The following is a 21,579-nucleotide window of genomic DNA, read 5'->3' on the forward strand; positions in this document are numbered from 1 at the left end:
ACCCTAACTGTGTCAAGGAGAATTGAGCGAGGGTGCTCTTGAGAAGTTTGCAAACCACATACATCCGGCGTATGCTGCTACCGAGAAAATCGGATCTGATTTGGCTCCTCATCCTGATATTTGCCGCTCTTACACCAAAAGCGCTGGCTCAGGACACGTCTTTGCCAGCTAAGCTTCCTGGTCAGAAGGTTATCGTGTTAGACCCTGGTCACGGCGGCCACGACTTTGGGGCAGTCGGCCCGTCCGGCCTAGCCGAAAAAAGCTTAACACTGGCCCTTGCGCAAGAAATCAAAGACATCCTCTCCGGGGCTTATGCCGTCTATTTAACCCGTGACGGTGACTATTGGGTTGACATTGAAAAACGCACGGCCATAGCTAACCATCTCAGGGCGGATGTCTTTGTTAGCCTTCACGCCGGAGGGAGTTTTCATCACAAGGCCGGAGGCATGGCGATTTACTATTTCTATCCAGGCACAACTCAAGGACGGTCCCTTCAGCAAGAAGAAAATACTGTTCGGACCGTGGACACTCTCCACCTTTGGGACGACATTCAGTCCGTGCACGCAGCCAAGAGCAAGCTATTGGCAGATCTCGTGCACAGGCAAGTCGTTGCGAAGCTCAACCCCATGGATAGAGGAATTCACAAAGCCCCTTGCTCGGTTCTCAGAGGAGCGGATATGCCGGCCATCTTGTTTGAGATCGGTTATGTGAGCCATCCTGCCGAGGAAAAGGAACTTAGAGACTCGAACGTGCTGGCCGCTGTTGCCGAGGCAGTAGGTCAGGGGATAAGAGAGTTTTTCAGGCAACAGGGTGATTGCGTTAGCCCAAGAGACATGATAGAAGAAGATATCGGAACGGGGCGTGGCGCAGCCTGGTAGCGCGCCTGCTTTGGGAGCAGGAAGCCGGGGGTTCAAATCCCTCCGCCCCGACCAGACTCCATCAAGAAACACCTGACTAACTTACTGAAATGGGAGTGAAATATGACGGGTTTTCTTGCTCACAAGGAACACGCGTATCACCTGCAGGAGCATGCCATTCTGGACAATAAGGACGGCACCTATGAATACATGGCATGGGATACCAAAGGTGAGAAGCTCTCTTGGATCAGAGGACAAGCCAAAATATTGGGAGATGTATTAGGTTTGACAAGTATTACATCTGAAGGCGAGGAAGAGACAATAGAGACCCAACTGGAGTTAAAATACGAACTTAATCAGCTTCCGGAATGGGACAAAACTAAGTATTATTGTGTGATAACACAAGAAAGCCTTGGTGGTCTCCTGAAATACTGTGGCACAGGCAAGTTCGTTATGAAAGGGGAACAAGAGTATAAAGCTGTGCAAGAAGAGCTAAAAACCTACGGCGTTCACATCTCATCCGAATAAGTTGTGCTCAGTCTTCCTCCATCAGTTCATTTTCGTATACATCTAACCCCTTTACAGAGTCATGGATATTGGCGCCATCAGGGAGTCTCTTCGAAAGATCCTTGATTTTGCCCCTAAGGCAAGCTTCGCACGCGATAAGAAGCTCCTCCTCTATCGAAGTCATGGGGAGCATGGAACACGCCGGACATATGGCAATACGATTCGGGCCTAACCATATCTCCTTTGGATTCCCTTTTGCCACATGTTTGCAGGCCAGCCACAGGACTTGCTCACCATGTCTTGGACACTCACCCATCTTCTTCTCAAAGTCTTCTGCCTTAAACGTCATCAATCGCATCCTTTCTTGCCTTCGGCATGCTGTTCTAAGTATCTCGCCATGTCCGCCACAACGACAGATCCTTGTATATTCCCAAGAGTCGAAAGCTCTTCCCAGGATATGTCTATGTTGCTGTCTCTCTCAAGACGCTCTCCACGTTTTAACTTAGCCAAGATGGTCTCCGCCACTATGATGGTAATCTCATGCTCAGTCATTGCCTTGTTTACTTCTAGTGTGGGCGAGGGTTCCAACGTCTTTCTCCAGAAAAAAGCCTCAAGGGCCTGGATTTGCTCCTCCTGAGATGACGACAGAAAATCCTCCGAAAACTCCACTCCGAGACTGCCGTCTTCTGAAAACTCAACGCGAAACAAATCCTCTGTCTCCATAACGTTTTCTACCAAAAATTGACGGCTTCGTAAAAAGTCGAAATCCGCCTCCGGCGGACTGTCATTCCGGCCCGTCGAGAGCCTCAAGGTCGAACGACAAAGGCCGGAATTCAGTTTATTCAGCTAGTTACAAAGGCTCTAGACTCTGGTTTTCACGACTCGACTGAGCTCGTCGAAGTCCGGAGTGACGACTTTTTGCGAGTTGATCAAAATTGAATCTCACCACAGTACCTCCGCTACGCTATTGCTCTTTCCCCGCACAAGGCACCCGATACATGACCCACACATCCCCATTTTCGATATCCCAGGTCTCGTAACGCTCAACCGTGGCCTCATCCAACACTGGCTCCAGTCCTTTTTCACGTATCTCACCCATGAGATCTGCAATATCCTTCTCAAAATCAACTTCCCCTTCTTCGCTAAACAACTCCTTCGGAATTTTGAAAGCCTTGCCGTAATAAACCGTCGGTGCGCCTGTCTGCTGCTGTGTCACTCCCTGCTTGGTGGAATAATAAGCTACCGTGACTTTTTGTCCCATAATCCTCCCCTTTTCCTTGGCCTTAACGTAAGTTCTCAATAACCTAGGGCGAGGGGTCCTTTTTTCAAAGGCGCTATCTTTTTCTTTGTTTCGGACTCTCGCAGTGGCCGGATATTGTGATTGACCCAAATGTCCTTATGAGCTTGGCACGGGCCTAGCCAATCACAAAATATCCGGCCACGCTTCCTGAGCATGGTTGATATCGCCTTTGAAAAAAGGACCCCTCGCCCGGAGTAGTACCCGGACTTTTTGCGATGTTACGCCTTAACTCCATGCTGTTTTCATTTTCCCTATCCGTTCCAAGGAATTTGGCCTTCCTTTTTTTTGCAGATAAGCCAGCACTGTTGAGACGACTTCTCGAATTTCCCTCGTTTGCGGTAGCGTGGCAGCGATTTTTTCCACGTATCGGCGCTCGCATACCGCACGAAAAGTAGGTTCAAAATTGACATCAAACACCCAACTGATCTGGAGCAATTTGTAATCATTGAGTGTGGCCATATCTCTTGTGTCGGCCATTCTTCCCAGATGCAAGGCGGTTAGGATCTTTGGTGAACATACTGAACCGTTCGGCAACCCCAACACGATGGTCGAATTCGTCCCCTCGTACCGCCTATCATAGTAATCTATAAATACTCGCCAGATGTCCAGCTTGTCGGCATCACGCAGGAGTTTCGCAAAAAACAGAGTCCTTTCTAGCTCGTTTTCTGGCAGGGCCCGCACGTTGTGGTAGCCAATCGCCTTGGTGATAAGACGCTGCTCTTCGTCCGAGCAGACCGAAAGAACGTCATGCTTGACCAGCTCCCTCAGCCCAAGCGCTGCATGGTTCTCGGATCTCGCGTCTTCAAATGTTCCATAGGTGGCATATTGCTCAAACCTGCCAAGATCGTGAAACAGGGCCATGGTCTCGGTCAACAACATGTCCTGGCTTGGCAGGTTCAAGGCCTGACCGAGCATGACGATCTCCTTACAAACTCGATCCGTGTGTTCATGTTTCAGCCTGACAGCTTGGTCCTGGGCCGGATCATCTGTGTAGTAGCCACTCACATAATCGGAGAACCACTTTCTAAAAAAGGCGAGATGGTTTGTGTCCATTGAGGCATAGGCCTAACTGAAGGCCGATATCTGGCGCCACCAAACAAGCGAATTTGATGAAACGCTTGTTCGGGTTCTGCAACTCTTCATAATTTACACCTGGCTGTACCTATAATAGGCAGCACAGGTCCCCTCACTGGACACCATGCAAGGACCCACGGGATTTTCCGGGTTGCACACCTTTCGAAAAAGCTTACATTCGATAGGCGTGTTAACGCCTCGGAGTATGTCACCACACTTACAGCCCGGCGGCTCACCGGAATCCGGCACGTCAAGGTCAAACAGCGCCTCTGCATCATGGGCACGGTAGGACTCTCGCAGGGCAAGTCCACTCTTTGGAATCATTCCAAGACCGCGCCACGGTGAATCACAGGGCTCAAAAACCCGATCAAGTGTCTTAAGGGCATTGGGATTTCCCTCAGGCGCCACTGCCCGTCGGTATTGGATCTCCACCCGGGCTTCGCCCGCCTCTATTTGACTGACCAGCATGTAAATGCCCTGCAAGATGTCGAGTGGTTCAAAACCCATAACCACACAAGGCGTATGATATTGAGCCACAACCACCTTGTAGGGGGCCGTCCCAATGATCGTACTCACATGTCCGGGGCACATGAATCCGTTCACGTCAAGTTCTCCGCCCGAAAGCAGCGCATCCATGGCAGGAGGAAGGAGTTTGTGACACGACAGCACCGAAAAGTTGTTTACTCCCTGGGCCTGGGCCGCCACCACGGCAGCCGCAATCGTAGGCGCAGTCGTTTCAAATCCGATCCCAAGAAACACGACTTTCTTATCAGGATTCTGTCGGGCAATCTCAATGGCATCCATGGTCGAATAGACCATGCGTACATCAGCGCCAAGACCCTTTTCTTTTTGCAATGAGGACTCAGAGCCGGGCACCCTGACCATGTCCCCAAAGGTTGCCACAATAACATCCGGTATTCGAGAGAGTTTAATTGCTTTGTCGATATCACGGGTGGCCGTAACGCACACAGGACAACCCGGGCCAGAGATCAGGCCGATGTGTTCAGGCAACACGTCCCGAATACCGTGTTTGAAGATTGCAACCGTGTGCGTGCCGCAAATTTCCATGAACCGGGCCGGCTTTGTGGATATCGCCTTGATGCGCTCTGCCATCTTGGAAGCCAGCGAGCCGTCCCTGTACTCAGTCAGGTATTTCATCAATGACTCCCATCTCTTTCCAGAGTTGCAGAGTAATCTTTGCCTCCTCCGGGTCAATCCGGTGAAGTGCAAAACCAGCATGAATGATTACATAGTCCCCGAGCTCCGGCCTCTCATCCACAATAGCGAGATTGGCCTCCTTAGTCATACCTCCCAGTTCGGCTCGGATAATATCTCCGTCAATCTCAATAACCTTCATCGGCGCTGCCACACACATGAGTGTTACCTCCTATAGCTGTCATTCGTCAAAGATGAATCATGAACCCGATGCCAAGCGTACTCTTTTTGCCGTCAGGCGCAAATCCGAATATCGAAGCCTTTTCCGGTTTATCCGGATTGAGCTATTCGCAACACGATTTGCCATTTCCGGTTCACACCCGACGACCTTGCCCGGCCAGGCCCGCTTTATACATAGCATCGGCCACTACTGCTTGACCGAGCGCAATGCCCCCGTCATTGCTCGGGACTTGCGCCTGGCTGAAAACCTCGAAACCTTGATTCTCCAAGACTTCGGTCAGTTGAACCAGAAGCCTGGCATTCTGGAAACAACCCCCGCCCAAGACCACCTGCTTGAACTTCCGCGACGCCCGCACCCGCTCACACACATCGACGAACAAGGCGACTAGGGTATTATGAAAAGTGGCGCTGATCGAACCTGTTGAACAGCCCTCATTCACGTCTGCCAGAACAGATTTTATGATCGGCGCCGTCAAAAACTGGAGAGCCCCGTCCTTTTCCCGAATTTCAAAAGGATAAACTCGTTCCAGGTCGTCTTCTGCCGCTGCCTCAAGTTCCACTGCAGCCTGACCTTCGTAGGCGACATAGTTCCTCACACCTGCGATTGCGGCCACCGAATCAAACAGGCGCCCGCAACTCGATGTGAGAGGCGTGTTCACACCCTGTTTTATCATATGGATCAAGATATCGACACGTTTCCGGGGGATGCCCTCCAGAAAAGGAAGACTGATCTTCAAAAACTCCTCTCCAAAAGCCTCGTACAGCGCGCTCACGGCCATACGCCAAGGCTTCTTGATAGCCGCAGCCCCTCCAGGCATGGGAAGATAGGCAAAATACCCCACCCTTTCGAACTGTTTGGGCTCCACGACCAGGACCTCACCGCCCCAAATCTGCCCATCAGCGCCGTAGCCTGTGCCGTCCAGAGCAATACCTATCACAGGCCCCGCAAGGCCATGTTCTGCCATGGCGCTCACTATGTGGGCATGGTGATGCTGGACCCCAACCTGAATCATGGACGACTGCTTCAAGGCATACTGTGTGCTCAAGTAATCAGGATGAAGATCATAGGCAATAATTTTGGGCTCGATCTCCAATATCCGTTTCAGGTGCTCGATAGTCATCTCAAAAAAATTGAGGGTCTCCAAGTTTTCCAGATCGCCTATGTGTTGACTCAAGAATGCCTGGTCTCCCCTGGTGAGACAAATGGTATTTTTCCATTCAGCGCCGCAGGCAAGAATCGGCTCCAAAGACCTCTTAAGAAAAGTCGGTATGGGCACATATCCTCTGCTGCGCCTGATCTGCCTTGGCACGGCGCCAAGCACACGGAGTATAGAATCGTCGCTTCTAAGATAAATGTCACGATTGTGATTCAAGAAGTAATCAGCAATATCTCCCAGGCGCTCAAACGCCTCCTCGTTATCAATGGCAATGGGCTCCTCGCTGATGTTCCCGCTGGTCATGACCAGGGCCAGCAGGTCGTTACCCTGAAACAGGAGGCAATGAAGGGGCGTATAGGGCAGCATGATGCCGTAGGTGCGGTTCCGGGGAGAGACTTCTTCAGCGATATCTGCGTTGGGCTTCTTTTCCAGGATCACAATAGGCCGCTGTATGGAGTTAAGAAGGGATTCTTCGTCCTCAGTTACCCGTGCAAATTGTCTGATCTGTTCCAGGCTGGGACACATAAGGGCCAAAGGCTTTTCTTCTCGATGTTTTCTTTGCCGGAGCCTCTTGACCGCTTCATTGTTGGTGGCGTCCGCGGCCAGGTGAAAACCACCCAATCCCTTAATAGCAACGATTTTGCCTTGTTTTAGCCACTTCCGGGCTTCCTCAATCGGATTACCTGCACGAATCTCTTGGCCCGCGTGAGCCCAGAGACGCACCAGGGGGCCGCAATCCCAACAGGCATTGGGCTGGGCATGAAATCTGCGGTCCGCGGGATCATGATATTCTGCTTCGCAGGGAGGACACATCTTAAAACCCTTCATGGCCGTAAAAGGCCGGTCATATGGAATGTCCATAATGATGGTGTAACGCGGGCCGCAGTTTGTGCAATTGATAAAAGGATACCCGAAACGTCGGTTCTTTGGGTCAAACAACTCCCTCAGACAATCTTCACATACGCATACATCCGGAGAAATAAGCGTCCTGCGGTGTTCCTGTGCCTCGCTCTTGTGAATGGTAAAGCCAGAATATGATTTCAACTCCTGCTCAATAGTCTCTATGGAAGTAATATGGGCCAGGGGGGGTTTTTCGGCAATGATGCCCCGGTGGAATGCATCCAGAAAGTCGGGATCACCCTCAACTTCAATGTAGACGCCTTCTGAAGTATTGGAGACAAAGCCTCTAAGGTCGTGGGCAAGGGCAAGGTTGTAAATAAAGGGTCGAAAACCAACACCCTGCACGATCCCCTTAATCCTTGTCCTGACGCCCTTTTCCCTTATTTCTTGGTCTGTTTCGACAGCCAGTCGGCCCATCGATCTATTCCTTCTCCGGTCCGGCAAGATATCTCAAAAATCTCCAAATTGGGATTGATCCTAAGGGAGATGTCTCGAATCTCTTCCACACTACAATCAACATACGGCAACAGGTCGATCTTGTTTACTAGCAAGACGCTCGACTCGTGGAACATAAGGGGATACTTTTCGGGCTTATCAGAACCCTCAGTAACGCTCAGGATCATTACCTTGTGGTCTTCGCCAACATCAAACTCGGCAGGACATACCAGATTCCCCACGTTTTCAACCACCAGAAGATCCAGTTGTGACAGATCAAACATTGCAAGCGCATTTCGTACCATGTTTCCATCCAGGTGACAGGCTCCGTCCGTGTTGATTTGAACCGCTGGGATGCCCTTCTCCGCTATCCTCTCGGCATCTCTGGTGGACTGCACATCACCCTCGATGACACCCATACGGATGCGATCTTTTACGGCATCTATGGTGCATTCCAGCAATGACGTCTTTCCGGAACCAGGCGAACTCATCAAGTTGATGACGGCCACCTTCTCCCTTTCAAACAGTTTACGGTTTTCTTCTGCAATCCGCTCGTTCGCCTCAAGGATATTCCTTACAACTGGAATGTTCAACGCATTTGCTCCCTTCTATGGCAGTTTCCATAACCGCTTCTGCAATTTCCGTACCTCATTGCAGAGCCATTTCAACGTAACGTCTTTGCCTGGCACACTAAGGGCTCGCGCAAAAACAATTTCACATTTTGCCATCTCAGCTTCAGCCCATCTTTGACCGATGCCTCATTCGCAAACTCCTCGAAATAGTTCGCTATTCCTGCGGCTTTGCTCAATCGGATCGGCCAAATCTGAACCAAATCTGAGCGCCAACTCTGCGAACTTATTCTTGCGCGAACCCTAAGAAAAAAAAGGGCTCCTCGCCTCACTGCCGAAAAGCCCCGTCAATTCTGGTGGGCCGTATAGGAATCGAACCTATAACCTCCTGATTAAGAGTCAGCTGCTCTGCCTAGTTGAGCTAACGGCCCAGTTCACCTCTCTTTGTTTCTTGCCGTATCTTTTAACAGTGCCCGAAAGGCATGTCAATTATTATCTCTGACATCGCCTTTCCGCTCGTTCCTCTAGTGCCCCAACCTCCGGATACGTTCTTCAACTGGCGGGTGGGTGCTGAAAAGGTTCATGAGGCTCTTTCCCGACAAGGGATTTATTATAAACATGTGGGCTGTTGCAGGCTCTGCCTTCATGGGCATGTGCCGGGAAGCCGAAGATATCTTTTGAAGGGCGCTGGTAAGCCCCCGTGGGCTTCCGGCATAAGAGGCTCCGGCCGCATCGGCCGCATACTCCCTGGACCGGGATATGGCCATCTGGATCAACATAGCCGCAATAGGAGCAAGGATAGACATGGCAATAAGGCCGATCATGCCGCCACCTTCATCATCATCCCTGCCGCAAAAGCCGCCAAACAAGGCAGCCCACCGGGCCATGCTTGCCACTATCATGATCGCGCCGGCAATCGTAGCGGCAATAGATCCGATAAGGATATCCCGATGTTTTACGTGGGCCAACTCGTGAGCCAGCACGCCCTTAAGCTCGTTTTCGTCCAGGAGCCTTAAGATCCCCTGGGTGACTGCCACCACCGCATGTTGCGGATTGCGGCCCGTGGCAAAGGCGTTGGGGGATTCAGAAGGCATGATACACATTTTGGGCATGGGAAGGCCTGCCTGCTGCGCCAGTTGCCTTACTATCCGGTGCAACCCAGGGGCCTCGGATTCGGAAACCGGCCTGGCCCGGTACATGCGCAAGACGATTTTGTCTGAAAACCAGTAACTGCCAAAATTCATGATCACTGCAAAGAAAAATGCGATGACCATACCCTGGTGTCCACCCAGATATCGCCCAATGATCATGATCAAGGCGGTCAACGCCCCCAAAAGAAGACCGGTCTTTATTGAATTACCCATGATTCCTCCTATAAAATCGTGAAGCGATTTTATCACTTGAAAACGACTCTGCCGTCTTCCTCGACTGCCAGGACCCGAGACCCTTCACCAAAGCTTCCCCGCAGTATCTCCATGGCCAGTGGATTTTCGACGTGTTTTTGTATGGCACGCTTCAAGGGGCGGGCCCCGTACGTTGGATCAAAGCCCTCCCGGGCCAAAAGATTTCTGGCCGCATCTGAAAGTTCGAGCGTGATGTGTTGTTCTTCAAGCCGCCTCCGCACCCGCTCCAGTTGAATATCCACAATGGCGGTAAGCTGCTCGGATGTCAAGCTGTGGAAGATAATGATATCATCTATCCGGTTTAGAAACTCCGGCTTGAAACTGGCCCGCAAAGCCTCCACAATGCGCTTTTCCATCTCGTCGCGATCATTTGCGCCGAGATCCTGGATCCAATGACTTCCCACATTGGAGGTCATGATGATAATGGTGTTCTTAAAATCAACGGTTCGACCATGACCGTCAGTCATGCGGCCATCATCAAGGATCTGCAAAAGCACATTAAAGACCTCGGGATGGGCCTTTTCGATCTCGTCAAAGAGTACGACGGAATATGGCCTGCGCCTCACCGACTCGGTCAGATATCCCCCCTCCTCGTAGCCCACATACCCGGGAGGAGCGCCAATGAGTCTTGAGACGGAGTGTCTTTCCATATACTCAGACATGTCAACGCGGATCATGGCCTGCTCGTCGTCAAAGATGAACTCTGCAAGGGCCTTGGCAAGTTCGGTCTTGCCCACGCCAGTAGGTCCCATGAAGATAAAGGAACCGATAGGCCGATTGTGATCCTGCAAACCGGACCGTGCCCGTCGCACTGCATTGGACACAGCCACGATCGGCTCATTCTGGCCCACCACTCGCTTTGAAAGCCGCTCTTCCATGTGGATGAGCTTTTCCCGCTCACCTTCCATCATCCTGGAAACCGGTATTCCCGTCCATCTTGAGACCACTTCAGCCACATCCTCTGCATCGACCTCCTCCTTGAGCATCTTGCGCCCTGCCTGAAGTTCGGAAAGCCTTTTCTTGGCCTCCTCCAGCCGTTTCTCCAGTTCGGTGGCCACACCGTATCTGAGTTCCGCTGCCCGGGCGAGATTGCCGTCGCGTTCGGCCTGCTGCCCCTCAATGCCCGTGCGCTCAAGCTCCTCCTTGACCTTTCGAATGGTCTGGATGGCGTCTTTTTCATTTTGCCAGTGGGCCTTCATCTCGCCGATCTTTTCTTTCATGACCGAAATATCTGTCTCAAGCTTGGCCAGTCGCTCTTTTGAGGCGTCATCGGTCTCTTTCCTCAGGGCCTCTCGTTCGATTTCAGACTGAATGATCTTGCGCCCCACCTCGTCGATCTCGGCAGGCATGCTGTCGATCTCAATACGAAGCCCGGAGGCGGACTCATCAATCAAGTCGATGGCCTTGTCCGGCAGGAATCGATCCGATATGTAACGATGAGAGAGGGTCGCTGCCGCCACGATGGCAGAATCCTTGATCCGCACGCCGTGATGGACCTCATATTTTTCTTTCAAACCCCGCAAGATGGAGATGGTGTCTTCCACAGTAGGTTCCTGAACAAGCACGGGCTGGAAACGACGCTCAAGGGCCGCATCCTTTTCCACATATTTTCGGTATTCGTTTATCGTCGTGGCCCCTACGCACCGAAGGGTGCCGCGGGCCAGGGCAGGTTTCAGCATATTCGACGCATCCACCGAACCCTCAGCCGCCCCTGCCCCTACCATGGTGTGGAGCTCGTCAATGAACACGATGACTTCGCCTTCGGCCGCCTCCACCTCCTTTAAGACCGCTTTCAACCTGTCTTCGAATTCGCCACGGTATTTCGCCCCTGCCACCAGCGTACCCATGTCAAGGGCAACCAATCGCCGGTTCTTAAGGGTTTCAGGCACATCCCCGTTGACAATACGCTGGCCCATTCCCTCCACAATAGCCGTCTTGCCAACCCCAGGCTCCCCGATAAGGACCGGGTTGTTTTTAGTACGCCGGGAAAGAACCTGAATCACACGACGTATCTCTTCATCTCGGCCAATGACCGGGTCGATCTTGCCAAGCCGCGCGAGATCGGTCAGATCCCTGCCAAATCTTTGCAGGGCTTGATATTTTTCCTCCGGATTAGGATCAGTGATTCGCTGAGTGCCCCGAATATCCACGAGAACCTTTAGGATCGTCTCGCGAACCACGCCTGCATGTGCCAGGATACGGCCTGCGTCTGTTTGTTTCTGGTCGGTTATGGCAACAAGGATGTGTTCTATGCTCACATACTGGTCCTTCAGCTTGGCTGCTTCGGCAAATGCAGCATCAAGGACTTTCTTTGTCGCCGGAGAGATATGGACCTCTCCCGTGCCGGCCCCACTCACCTTGGGCCTTTTCTCCAGGACCTGAGAAACCTCCTGTAAAACTGCTTCAGGGGATGCACCCAGTTTCTGGAGAATGGCGCGGCTAATCCCCTCGGGTTGCTCCAGCATGACCTTCAACAGGTGCTCTGGCTCTATATACTGATGCCCAAGCTGACCGGCCAGGGACTGGGCGCCTTGAATGAGTTCCTGAGATTTTATGGTAAATTTATCAAAACGCATTTGCGTCTCCTTTGTGTGTTCCAACTAATCGGAGCAAAAGCAACCGGTTCTTAAGGCTTTTTCAAAAAATAAGCATTGGGGATGTATTGTCAAACGCCACTTCCCGCTTTGGCGCACTGCATTTCTATATAGAATCTTTGTGTTCGTCTGCGTGGGGCCTCGGTTAATTCATAACAGTTTCAAACAGAATCCGTTTTTTTCTGGACATCAGGGTAAAATTTGATATTAAATTAAAATTGTTGTTAAGGAATTCACTAAGGAGGAAAGAATATGAGAAAACTGTCCGTTCTTGTTACGCTGTGTTTGTTCCTGTTACCTGCAATAGCCGGAGCAGCAGACTACAGAGCCTGGCTCCCTCTGCTTCCCCGAACCTTTGGCGGTATGGCTCCATCAGGAGACCCTGACGGCATGAACATGGACATGGGCGGTCAGAAGTGGTCGTCTCTCAACCAGGAATACACATCACGTGATGGAAAAAAGACTGCTCAGTTGTCTATAGTGGCTGGCGCCATGGCCCCGCAAGTGCAAGGCTTCCAGGGCATGGCCGCAATGAACATGAACATGGAAACGGGTGACCAGCTTATCAAAACCGTGAACGTATCCGGGCACAAGAGCATGTTGTCTCTGGACAAAAAGGACAAAACAGGGACTCTTATGATCCCTGTGAAAAAAGACATGGTCGTTGTGTTAACGGTTGATCCTGCCACAAAGGCGTCAGATCTCACGGGGCTTGCCCAACAACTCCCGCTATCCCGATTCGCTAACAGTGGTAGGTAAGTCATAAAATCGCTTTGTGATTTTGTGCGACGCGATTACAAAAAAACGTTCCTCGCTTTAACCTTGATGCTGTCGAGTAACTTGTGTTCTAACAATGCCACAATATGAACGCTTGTGCGTACGCTGTTGATTAAAATGTCAAGACCTTGTTGGCATCCATAGCCAACTCGTACAGATCATCCATCCAGCCAATGGGACAGGTGCTTGATCCCTCCAGACCGTGGGATTTCATGCAAACCCCTCAGACGTAGAAATCTCCCTCAAACTGGTTGACTTGCTCCATAACATTGAATTCTTCGGTTCCGCACTTTTCAAAAAGGACACCTTTGCCCAGCATAAATACGCTGACTTCATCACCCTTTTTCACCCCCACGTTGGCTAACCTCATGGCATTGTACATGGTTTCGCCATCATCCGTGCTAATGATTAACAGGATTTTCATGCCATAACCTCCAATTCCGGCCTCCTGTGGACCAATCGTTTTTCATTCCCACGCAGGACAATGCATCAAACGCCATCCTTTAACCCCAGAAACTCCTTTGGGTTATCTTCGGTCAGCCTTTTTATCTCTTGCTCTGTGAATTCCACCCTGCACCAGGGAATCTTTTTCGAGTACTCCAAAAACCACTTCAAGTAAGACGTTTCAGTCCAAAAACACCGGCCCATGTACCAATCAGAGCCGTAAAGGACCCTGTCCTGGATTCCTTGGGTTCCGAGCATGTGCTTTATGTCCCTGAAATACCTCCTGGGCATAAACCACATCTCGGTATCAAATGAGATGTCGGTATATACGTTGGGAAAAGCTTTGATCAAATCTGCGATCTTTGGCTGCCATGCTGACCCTGTTCGATCATTGTGGGCTAAATTCAACGTGAGCGAGGGGAAGTCCGTCAGCACGTTCCCCCAGTATTTCGGGTCTGCCAAATGATAGTATTCTTTCAGGCCGGGGATACCCCCGTTTTCACAATGGGCCGTAATCGGAATGCTGTTCTCCGTACAATATTCGTATATGGGATAAAGCCTTTTGTCATCCGGGGTAAATCCCATGACCGGATAGATCTTAACCCCCCTGAACTGCCCGCCGTCTAAGGCATCTCTTACGAGGTCCACGACTCCTTCCCTGTTAGGATCAGCCGCAATAAATGGAAACATCCGAAGGCGATTGTATTTCTTGTTTATGGCTTCAACTGCTGCCACAGTCTCCCTTATCTGATCCTCGAATCTCTTTGTACCACCTCCGAACTTCTTGCAGTACTCCATATCCATCATCATGGGCGTGCAGATATCTATGCCCGCCTCATCCATTTCACACACCAACTTCTGCGCAATTTCGGAAATCGACATATCAACAAACTCCAACCAGTCTTCAAACGCTGAGTCTTCCGGCAGGATTCTTCTCAGCACCTTGTGGACAAACCTGTGCATTGGATTTCTCACGTTCAGAAAAAAACGCTTGCGGAATTCCAAAGGGACACAATCCAAGCTGAAGATATGGCAATGACAGTTAATCTTCATCGCAATTTCTCATTTGGCATTCCCTTTCTATCTTCATAACCGATTCACATGGCATTTTTTTGCTGGCCTAACGCTCACATTCAAAGATAAGCGGCACGATGCAACAAAGCACACGGCTTTGCCCGGTCAGTCCTCATGCCATTGTTTGACGCAATGGCCTCCTGCCATAGTCTGATGCGTCCGTCCAAGGGGGCTTCTTGTTTTGAGATCTTTTTTGCCTTATTTCCGGGCAAGAAGTGAAATGAATTTCAAAAAGGAGTGGCCCAAACCTGGCAGCCCAAAATCAAAGGAGGGACAGGGCGTTTTCTTGCATCCGTTCAAAATCCTTGTCGGTCAGCCCTGCGCCAAGGGCAACCAGTCTTGCCTGTTGCTCATTTAGAAGGTCTCCAGGTTCGTGGGCATCGCTGTTTAGAACCAATTCTGCGCCGTGTGTCCTTGAGAGTTTTGCCACGTGACCGTTTGTTATGCTGTGTCCCTTTCGAGCTGTAATTTCCAGAAAAATCCCTCTCTCTGCTGCCATCAATACTTCTTCCTCGCATATAAGGCCGGGGTGAGCCAGAATGTCAATGTCGGCATCCAAAGCTGCGCGGTTTGTACCGGGAATCACCGGTTCTGCGACGGTTTCCCCATGTACAACTATGATTTTGGCTCCAAGGGAACGGGCCTCCTTGGCCAGAGAGCCAATCTGAGCAGGTGGGATGTGAGTTAACTCGATGCCAGGTATGGTCTTGATCTCATTCACACGATTCAGTTGTTCGGAGACAGCCACAAGCCGCGGAATAATAAAATCAAGGTTGGAAGCGTCACCATGATCCGTGATCCCAATGACCTTGACGCCGAGCACATGGGCTCTGCGCACCAATTCTGATGGAACCAAAACACCGTCGCTAAAAATGGAGTGAGTATGAAGGTCGATCACGAGATCCTACATCTTATATTTGCCAAATTGGTCAGGGGATAGCTTTTCCAGGTATTCCTTCCATTTCTTGCCCTCTTCGCTTTTGTCAAATGCCTCTGGCTCTTGATCTAAGTGTGCGGACTTTTCCAGAACCTTGTCGTCCACAAATATGGGACAATTGGCCCTGAGCGCTAAAGCAATTGCGTCGCTGGGACGAGCATCAATATTGTATGACTGGCTGTTGGATGAAAAGTGGATTCTCGCATAGAATGTGTTGTCCCTCAGGTCGCACACCTCCACCTTGGAGATTGTTATCTTTAAGACATCCATGAAGTTAACAAATAGATCGTGGGTCATGGGACGAGCCAAGCGAACATTTTCGAGCTCCGTGGCAATGGCAGTCGCCTCCAGAATGCCAATCCATATGGGAAGCGCCTGATCCACATGGATCGCCTTAAGGATGACTATGGGGGAATTTGATGTGGGATCAATCGTTATGCCCGAGACTTTCATTTCATGCAGCATGTAGTATTCCTCCTTTTTCGCCAGGCCATTTTCTGCAACACTCAGATGGAGCGCCTAACAATGAATGCGAAAAGGCATCCGCAATATTGACATGCACTAACTGCCCGACACGAAGCTTCTCATCTGAAAAATTCACTGTTTTATTGCAAGGCGTGTGCCCAGTAACTTGATCATAGCCTTTTTTGCTGAGACCTTCTATCAACACTTCCTGGACTGTACCCACCAGCGCCCGATTCTTGTCCAACGTGATCTTTGACTGAAGCTCCAAGAGCCTGGCAAACCGTTCACCCTTTACGGCCTCTTGGACTTTATCGGAAAATCTAAAGGCCGGGGTATTTTTACGATTAGAATACTTGAATATGTAAAGATTGTCAAACCCGACCGATTCGACCAGATTCAGGGTCTCTTCGAAGTCTGTCTCGCCCTCACCAGGAAAACCCACGATAATGTCAGAGGTAATCGCTATGTTTGGCTGGGCTTTCCGTAATTTTTCTATCCTGGCCAGATAGTTGCCTCTTGTGTAGCCCCTGTTCATACGTTTTAGTATTCGGTCGGACCCGGATTGAACAGGCAGATGTATGTGAGGCGCCAATTTATCCAATCTTCCAAAAGCACGAATCAGCTTATCAGAAAGGTCTTTGGGGTGAGACGTCGTAAAGCGAAGGCGCCTCAAGCCCTCAACATCATTCACTGCTTCAAGAAGCGCCGGGAAATCAAGACTATGGCCGTTTTTCAAGCCATAAGAATTCACATTCTGTCCCAGGAGCGTGACTTCCCGAACACCCCTTGCTACCAGATGCCGGATTTCCTCTAAAATCCTCTGGGGTCTGCGACTCAACTCCCGCCCTCTCAAATATGGGACAACGCAGTACGTACAGAAATTGTCACATCCCCTTATGATGGTCACAAAGGCTTTCGCGCGAGCTTCTTGGAAATTCGTTGGCTTTATGTGTGAGGGTTCCACTGTCCCGGTGGGCTCTACGTCAACGGCTTGCTTTTTTTCGTGAGTGACTCGCCGAATTAGTGAGGGAAGCCTGCTGATAGAAAAAGTGCCAAAGACGATGTCTACATGGGGCGCCCGTTTGAGAAGGCGATCTCCCTCCTGCTGAGCCACACATCCACCCACACCAATGACCAAATTCGGTCTTTTGAGCTTCAGCCTGGCAAGTCGCCCCAGATGACTGTAGACCTTGTGTTCGGCCTTGTCACGGATGGAACAAGTGTTTAAAATAATAAGGTCAGCTTTTTCCTGGTGTGAAGTAGGCCTGTAATTCATGGTCGCCAGCAGTCTCTCCATTTGCTCCGAATCGTAGACGTTCATCTGGCATCCCATTGTGATTATGTGAACGCGTTTTGTCTTCATACAGCATCAAACCACTGACCAATGACTATTGACTATTAACCAACCCGTGTATGGAGATTGACCTGATATCTCCCACCGCAATCTTAAACCCACCACAAGGCAAATTGCCGTAACAAACCATCTCTTTGTCCACAACAACAGAGATCGTCTTATCGTCCTTTAATAATACGTCAGCCCTTAACGTATTGTCCTGAAGAATAAAGCTCATTGACACAATCTTATCAAAATCTATGCTGACATGGCCACTCCCGAGCTTTCCGGAAATTGCTGTCTGCCCCTCGAAACTAAGCTTTTCAACACGGGTAGAAGTATCGGACTGATCCATGATAGAGGCAGAATAGTTTCTTGCAGGCTCAGGAACCCTGATCCGCGAAGCCCCTCCAAGACCGCCCATCCCAACCAAAAATACAGAAAACAGAAACAACAGTCCGACAAGCAATATCCTTTTCATTGGGTTCCCTCTCCTTCAATGTCCGCCACCTCGATACGCATGTTTTTCTTAAGATCATCGATGATAATATCCACTTCCCTTTCACATCCAGGGCTAATGTGAAGAACTACCAGACCTCTCCGTGAATCCAGGGTCCTCATGACAGCCACACCGGCATACCCCTCAAGGATGAATTTCAGATAGTGGACCTCTCGTCGGTCTATCCGGTAATATCTCTTTGTACAGGCTGTAGGCATCAACCCACAGTCTCTAAGAAAAAGATCTTGGGGTTTCACGGTTTTCTATTTGATGAATACGTCAGCACGCCTGTGATGCCTGATGCCTGATTATGATCCGGGTTTGTACATTCTACCCAGAATCCAGGAACTAGGATCTAGTATCAATAAATCGACGACAAAAGGATTTATCAGAATTGACGGCATGTTTCAGAAACATCGATCACCAATTTCGGCACGTATGCTAACACCATTCTCTCTTTGTTTTCAACGAAAAAATCGGTTCGGTATTGTGCAAAGCGTCTCCATAAGCTATACGACAGTCACATGAAAAAGAAATGGCATATCCACACACCTGATGCTGATCTGACTTGCAAGCTGGCAGACAGTTTAGGCTGTCACCGAGCTGTTGCTGCAGTCCTCATAAACCGTGGATTCGCAATACCCGACCGGGCGGCCTCTTTTCTCACCCCGGCCCTTGCCCATATTCGATCCCCTTTTCTGATGAAGGATATGGATCGGGCCGTTTCCCGCATTATCTCTGCTCTCCGCGACCATCAAAAAATACTCATTTTCGGAGACTATGACGTGGATGGCATGACAGCCACAACGCTTCTCCTTGATTTTCTTATCTGCCTGGGCATGAACGTGGATTATTACATTCCCGATCGCCTCACCGAAGGCTATGGGCTCAGCACCGAAGCCGTTGAAAAACAGGCAATTCCACGTAACATAAACCTTATCATTACCGTGGATTGCGGCATCAGCAGCCACAAGGCGATCAGTGCAGCCCGTCGCGCTGGAATTGATGTCATTGTAACTGATCATCATAACCCACCTCCATGTTTGCCGGAGGCCTATGCGATTTTGAATCCTAAGCAAGCAGACTGCCCGTCAGGTTTTACATCGCTTGCGGGTGTGGGTGTGGCCTTCAATCTGGTCCTTGCCCTGCGCAAACGCCTCAGGGATGATGGGTTTTGGTCTGCCACCGGCGGTGTGGAACCAAACCTTAAAGCCGCATGTGATCTGGTAGCCCTTGGAACAGTGGCTGATATGGTTCCGATTCTGGAAGAAAATCGTATATATGTGAAAGCAGGCCTTGAGGTTCTTTCCTCTTGGCCCCGTCCCGGTTTAAAGGCCCTCCTGGACGTTTCCGGTGTGACGAATCGCTCTGTTGACACCTGGGATGTGGCTTTTAGACTCGCGCCTCGACTGAATGCCGCTGGAAGGCTTCGCCATGGCTCCATGGGATGTGAACTTCTGACAACTTCAAGTGATGAGACTGCTCAGAGAATCGCCGAGGAGCTTAGTCGTGAAAACAACAGAAGGAAGGACATAGAAGGCCGTATCCTCTCGGACATTACCCGGCGGCTCAAAGCCAATCCTCAACTGTTGCAAAGGTCCCTCGTCTTGGACGGACAAGGATGGCATGAAGGGGTGATCGGAATCGTTGCATCCAGACTTGTCGACCGATATGCGCGACCCGTTGTTCTGATTTCCGTTGCCGACGGCACTGGCAAGGGATCGGCCCGAAGCCCGGAAGGATTTGATCTGTTTGAGGCCCTCAAGGGATGCGCCGGGCACCTGAAAAAATTCGGGGGGCATCAGTTTGCCGCCGGTCTGACCTTAAGGGCTGAAGACATTCCTGCTTTTCGCTCGGATTTCGAAAGACTCGTGTGCGAAAACACAACAACCATGGACTTTGCGCCCAATATCCACGTAGAGACCGAGATAGCGCCAGCAGAGATCTCTCCCAAGCTGACTAACGAGCTTGAACGACTGGCTCCGTTTGGAGCAGGCAACCCCGAACCCCTCTTTATGCTTTCAGATGTGGATGTCCTTTCTGCCCGAACTGTTGGGACCTGTCACATGAAAATGCGCTTGGCGCCTGCCAATCCGCCTGTGGCTGACCGAACCAGGCCTCTGGATGCCATAATGTTTAACGCCAATGAGTCACTTCCGGAGAGATTCCAGCGTATTGCTTGCAATCTTCGCTGGAATAGGTGGATGGACCAAAAAAGAATTCAATTGGTAATTAAAGATTTCGTTCCAGCATGATTTTTCTGTTGTAATTTGATGCAACCTATCATATTCTTTTTTTTAAATATACTTTTCTCAATACTATTCGGTTGTCATGGCAAGAGTATTTCGTCCAAGTAATCGCGAAGCAAAGATTCTCTCCAGGATTGAAAGTTCAAAGGAACGGGCACACCAGCTTGCCATTGAGCAAATCAGGAATGTCTTTGAACCCTTGAGCAATGCCATAGCGATGAAGCTCATAGAGGATCAATTACTTGTGACAACCAGCAAAGGGGATATCGAGGAACAGATTGCGGGTTCCCTGCAAAAACTGACCCGTGCGGATGACTTTGATATTGATTACCAAATTGCCCCAATCAGAAACGTGGTGCCGCGCCCGAACTTCATAAGCCTCTATCTTACCGCATTTGTCGTGGAACAACTGATCAACCACAGAAGTGTGGAAGATATCTATGGTTCCGACGAAGAAATCTACAATTGTATTAATCGCCAGGTTGCCAAATTTGTCCTTTGATGAGGCCATCGTTCCATCCCAGGCTTGTTAATAGCCCTTTTGAGGACCCTGTCCTCTTTATACCATTTTTCTTTGAAAAACGAGCCCTTCTCTTCGACATGGGAGACCTGCACAGCCTCCCCGCGAAAGAAATCCTCAAGCTCACCCATGCCTTTGTGACCCACACACACATGGACCATTTTATCGGCTTTGATAGCCTCCTTCGCATCTTCCTGGGTCGCGAAAAAACTTTGCACCTGTTTGGTCCTCCTCGCTTTCTTCAAAACGTTGAAGGAAAACTGGCGGGCTATACCTGGAACCTGGTCATGAACTACGATAACCGATTCTCGCTCAAAGCCACGGAAGTCCATCCGGATCATACCTTGACCAGGGTATACCACTGCAGGAAGGCATTTAGGTCCACCCAACTGCCAGAGCAAGCCCCTTTTGACGGAATGCTTCTGAAAGAACCCGCCTTTTCCGTACACGCCATCCATCTTGATCACAAGGTTCCTTGTCTGGCCTTTGGGCTTGAGGAACGGTTTCATGTCAACATCATGAAGGATCGCCTGAAAGGACTCGGCATACCTGTTGGGCCATGGCTGAAAACATTCAAAGAGGCGCTGTACGACGAACGTGATCCTGATGAGGGTTTTCAGGTTGTCTGGAAAGAAGACGGCAAAGAAAAGCAACGTAGGTTCCGTCTGGCCGATCTTACCCGGCAAATCGCCCATGTCTCACCAGGACAAAAGATAATCTACATTGTTGATGTGGTGTTCACTCCCGGAAATGTCGAAAAAATTGTTGATTTTGCCAGCAATGCCGACCAGCTCTTTATCGAGGGAGCCTTTCTTGATGCAGAAGCGGATGTGGCACGGGAAAAATACCACCTGACTGCAAAACAAGCCGGCATGCTTGCTCAAAAGGCCGGCGTCAAGCATTTCACCCTGTTTCATTTCTCGCCCAGATATGCCCACGCTGCGCATTTGCTCCAACAAGAGGCTCACAGGGCATTTTCAGTCCGCGCCCCATAGCGGAATGACGGGTTGCCAGATCTTTGGTCTGACCTGTGAGACTGCTTCGGGTGAGGCCTGTCTTGTCGACACGGCAAGGCATCTGGTGTAGTGTA

23 protein-coding genes and 2 tRNA genes are annotated in these 21,579 nt (G+C 50.3%); 7 read left to right on the forward strand and 18 right to left on the reverse strand.

Annotated elements, in window-relative coordinates; translation table 11 throughout:
- Positions 1-38 precede the first annotated feature (38 nt).
- The 3 genes from JW883_01200 to JW883_01210 all read left to right on the forward strand — a co-directional run bounded on the left by JW883_01200 (position 39) and on the right by JW883_01210 (position 1,385).
- Positions 39-878: an N-acetylmuramoyl-L-alanine amidase gene (locus JW883_01200; protein MBN1840883.1), complete on the forward strand. Its 840-nt coding sequence runs from the start codon at positions 39-41 to the stop codon at positions 876-878.
- Positions 856-932: transfer RNA gene (locus JW883_01205), tRNA-Pro, on the forward strand. The genes JW883_01200 and JW883_01205 overlap by 23 nt, the downstream gene beginning before the upstream one ends.
- Before the next feature lie 48 nt (positions 933-980).
- Positions 981-1,385, forward strand: a complete 405-nt coding sequence (locus JW883_01210; GenBank protein MBN1840884.1) for a hypothetical protein — start codon at positions 981-983, stop codon at positions 1,383-1,385.
- A gap of 7 nt (positions 1,386-1,392) precedes the next feature.
- On the opposite strand, the gene JW883_01215 is transcribed toward JW883_01210, so the two are convergent.
- From JW883_01215 to clpB, 11 genes are all read right to left on the reverse strand, one after another.
- Positions 1,393-1,713, reverse strand: a complete 321-nt coding sequence (locus JW883_01215; GenBank protein MBN1840885.1) for a hypothetical protein — start codon at positions 1,711-1,713, stop codon at positions 1,393-1,395.
- Positions 1,713-2,087 (reverse strand): hypothetical protein, encoded by a 375-nt coding sequence (locus JW883_01220; GenBank protein ID MBN1840886.1) that lies wholly within the window; start codon positions 2,085-2,087, stop codon positions 1,713-1,715. Before JW883_01220 ends, JW883_01215 begins: the two co-directional genes overlap by 1 nt.
- Before the next feature lie 241 nt (positions 2,088-2,328).
- A complete protein-coding gene (locus tag JW883_01225) occupies positions 2,329-2,625 on the reverse strand; it encodes a hypothetical protein (protein MBN1840887.1) in 297 nt (98 codons plus the stop codon).
- Between the two features lie 264 nt (positions 2,626-2,889).
- On the reverse strand, positions 2,890-3,717 hold the full coding sequence (locus JW883_01230; protein MBN1840888.1) for an HD domain-containing protein: 828 nt from the start codon (positions 3,715-3,717) through the stop codon (positions 2,890-2,892).
- 93 nt (positions 3,718-3,810) lie between these two features.
- Complete coding sequence (gene hypD / locus JW883_01235) at positions 3,811-4,896, reverse strand: hydrogenase formation protein HypD (protein ID MBN1840889.1); 1,086 nt, start codon at positions 4,894-4,896, stop codon at positions 3,811-3,813.
- Positions 4,880-5,113 (reverse strand): HypC/HybG/HupF family hydrogenase formation chaperone, encoded by a 234-nt coding sequence (locus tag JW883_01240; protein MBN1840890.1) that lies wholly within the window; start codon positions 5,111-5,113, stop codon positions 4,880-4,882. Before JW883_01240 ends, hypD begins: the two co-directional genes overlap by 17 nt.
- A gap of 154 nt (positions 5,114-5,267) precedes the next feature.
- Positions 5,268-7,607 (reverse strand): carbamoyltransferase HypF, encoded by a 2,340-nt coding sequence (hypF, locus tag JW883_01245; protein MBN1840891.1) that lies wholly within the window; start codon positions 7,605-7,607, stop codon positions 5,268-5,270.
- Positions 7,571-8,218: a hydrogenase nickel incorporation protein HypB gene (gene hypB, locus JW883_01250; GenBank protein MBN1840892.1), complete on the reverse strand. Its 648-nt coding sequence runs from the start codon at positions 8,216-8,218 to the stop codon at positions 7,571-7,573. The genes hypF and hypB overlap by 37 nt, the downstream gene beginning before the upstream one ends.
- Before the next feature lie 330 nt (positions 8,219-8,548).
- A tRNA-Lys gene (locus JW883_01255) sits at positions 8,549-8,625 on the reverse strand.
- 93 nt (positions 8,626-8,718) lie between these two features.
- Entirely contained in the window at positions 8,719-9,558 is an 840-nt protein-coding gene (htpX, locus tag JW883_01260; GenBank protein ID MBN1840893.1) for a zinc metalloprotease HtpX, read from the reverse strand.
- 32 nt (positions 9,559-9,590) lie between these two features.
- A complete protein-coding gene (clpB, locus tag JW883_01265) occupies positions 9,591-12,173 on the reverse strand; it encodes an ATP-dependent chaperone ClpB (GenBank protein ID MBN1840894.1) in 2,583 nt (860 codons plus the stop codon).
- Positions 12,174-12,443: 270 nt separating this feature from the next.
- Between clpB and JW883_01270 the strand changes: the two genes are divergently transcribed.
- Positions 12,444-12,950 carry a hypothetical protein gene (locus JW883_01270; GenBank protein ID MBN1840895.1) on the forward strand — a complete coding sequence of 169 codons (507 nt, stop codon included), beginning with the start codon at positions 12,444-12,446 and terminating at the stop codon, positions 12,948-12,950.
- A gap of 241 nt (positions 12,951-13,191) precedes the next feature.
- Here the strand turns inward: JW883_01270 and JW883_01275 are convergent, their stop codons facing one another.
- The 7 genes from JW883_01275 to JW883_01305 all read right to left on the reverse strand — a co-directional run bounded on the left by JW883_01275 (position 13,192) and on the right by JW883_01305 (position 17,938).
- Positions 13,192-13,392, reverse strand: a complete 201-nt coding sequence (locus JW883_01275; protein ID MBN1840896.1) for a hypothetical protein — start codon at positions 13,390-13,392, stop codon at positions 13,192-13,194.
- A 65-nt stretch (positions 13,393-13,457) separates the two neighbouring features.
- Positions 13,458-14,465 (reverse strand): amidohydrolase family protein, encoded by a 1,008-nt coding sequence (locus JW883_01280; protein MBN1840897.1) that lies wholly within the window; start codon positions 14,463-14,465, stop codon positions 13,458-13,460.
- Between the two features lie 283 nt (positions 14,466-14,748).
- On the reverse strand, positions 14,749-15,384 hold the full coding sequence (locus JW883_01285) for a histidinol phosphate phosphatase domain-containing protein (protein MBN1840898.1): 636 nt from the start codon (positions 15,382-15,384) through the stop codon (positions 14,749-14,751).
- Between the two features lie 6 nt (positions 15,385-15,390).
- Complete coding sequence (locus JW883_01290; GenBank protein MBN1840899.1) at positions 15,391-15,888, reverse strand: bifunctional nuclease family protein; 498 nt, start codon at positions 15,886-15,888, stop codon at positions 15,391-15,393.
- Positions 15,878-17,251, reverse strand: a complete 1,374-nt coding sequence (gene miaB / locus JW883_01295) for a tRNA (N6-isopentenyl adenosine(37)-C2)-methylthiotransferase MiaB (protein MBN1840900.1) — start codon at positions 17,249-17,251, stop codon at positions 15,878-15,880. Before miaB ends, JW883_01290 begins: the two co-directional genes overlap by 11 nt.
- A gap of 25 nt (positions 17,252-17,276) precedes the next feature.
- Positions 17,277-17,702: a hypothetical protein gene (locus JW883_01300; protein ID MBN1840901.1), complete on the reverse strand. Its 426-nt coding sequence runs from the start codon at positions 17,700-17,702 to the stop codon at positions 17,277-17,279.
- On the reverse strand, positions 17,699-17,938 hold the full coding sequence (locus tag JW883_01305) for a DUF4911 domain-containing protein (protein ID MBN1840902.1): 240 nt from the start codon (positions 17,936-17,938) through the stop codon (positions 17,699-17,701). Before JW883_01305 ends, JW883_01300 begins: the two co-directional genes overlap by 4 nt.
- A 306-nt stretch (positions 17,939-18,244) precedes the next feature.
- Here JW883_01305 and recJ point away from each other — a divergent pair, with 306 nt between their 5' ends.
- From recJ to JW883_01320, 3 genes are all read left to right on the forward strand, one after another.
- On the forward strand, positions 18,245-19,975 hold the full coding sequence (gene recJ, locus JW883_01310; GenBank protein ID MBN1840903.1) for a single-stranded-DNA-specific exonuclease RecJ: 1,731 nt from the start codon (positions 18,245-18,247) through the stop codon (positions 19,973-19,975).
- A 76-nt stretch (positions 19,976-20,051) separates the two neighbouring features.
- Complete coding sequence (locus JW883_01315) at positions 20,052-20,471, forward strand: hypothetical protein (protein ID MBN1840904.1); 420 nt, start codon at positions 20,052-20,054, stop codon at positions 20,469-20,471.
- Complete coding sequence (locus JW883_01320; protein MBN1840905.1) at positions 20,471-21,484, forward strand: ribonuclease Z; 1,014 nt, start codon at positions 20,471-20,473, stop codon at positions 21,482-21,484. The genes JW883_01315 and JW883_01320 overlap by 1 nt, the downstream gene beginning before the upstream one ends.
- The last annotated feature ends 95 nt before the right edge of the window (positions 21,485-21,579 follow it).

It is taken from the genome of Deltaproteobacteria bacterium (assembly GCA_016930875.1).
Lineage (GTDB): Bacteria > Desulfobacterota > Desulfobacteria > Desulfobacterales.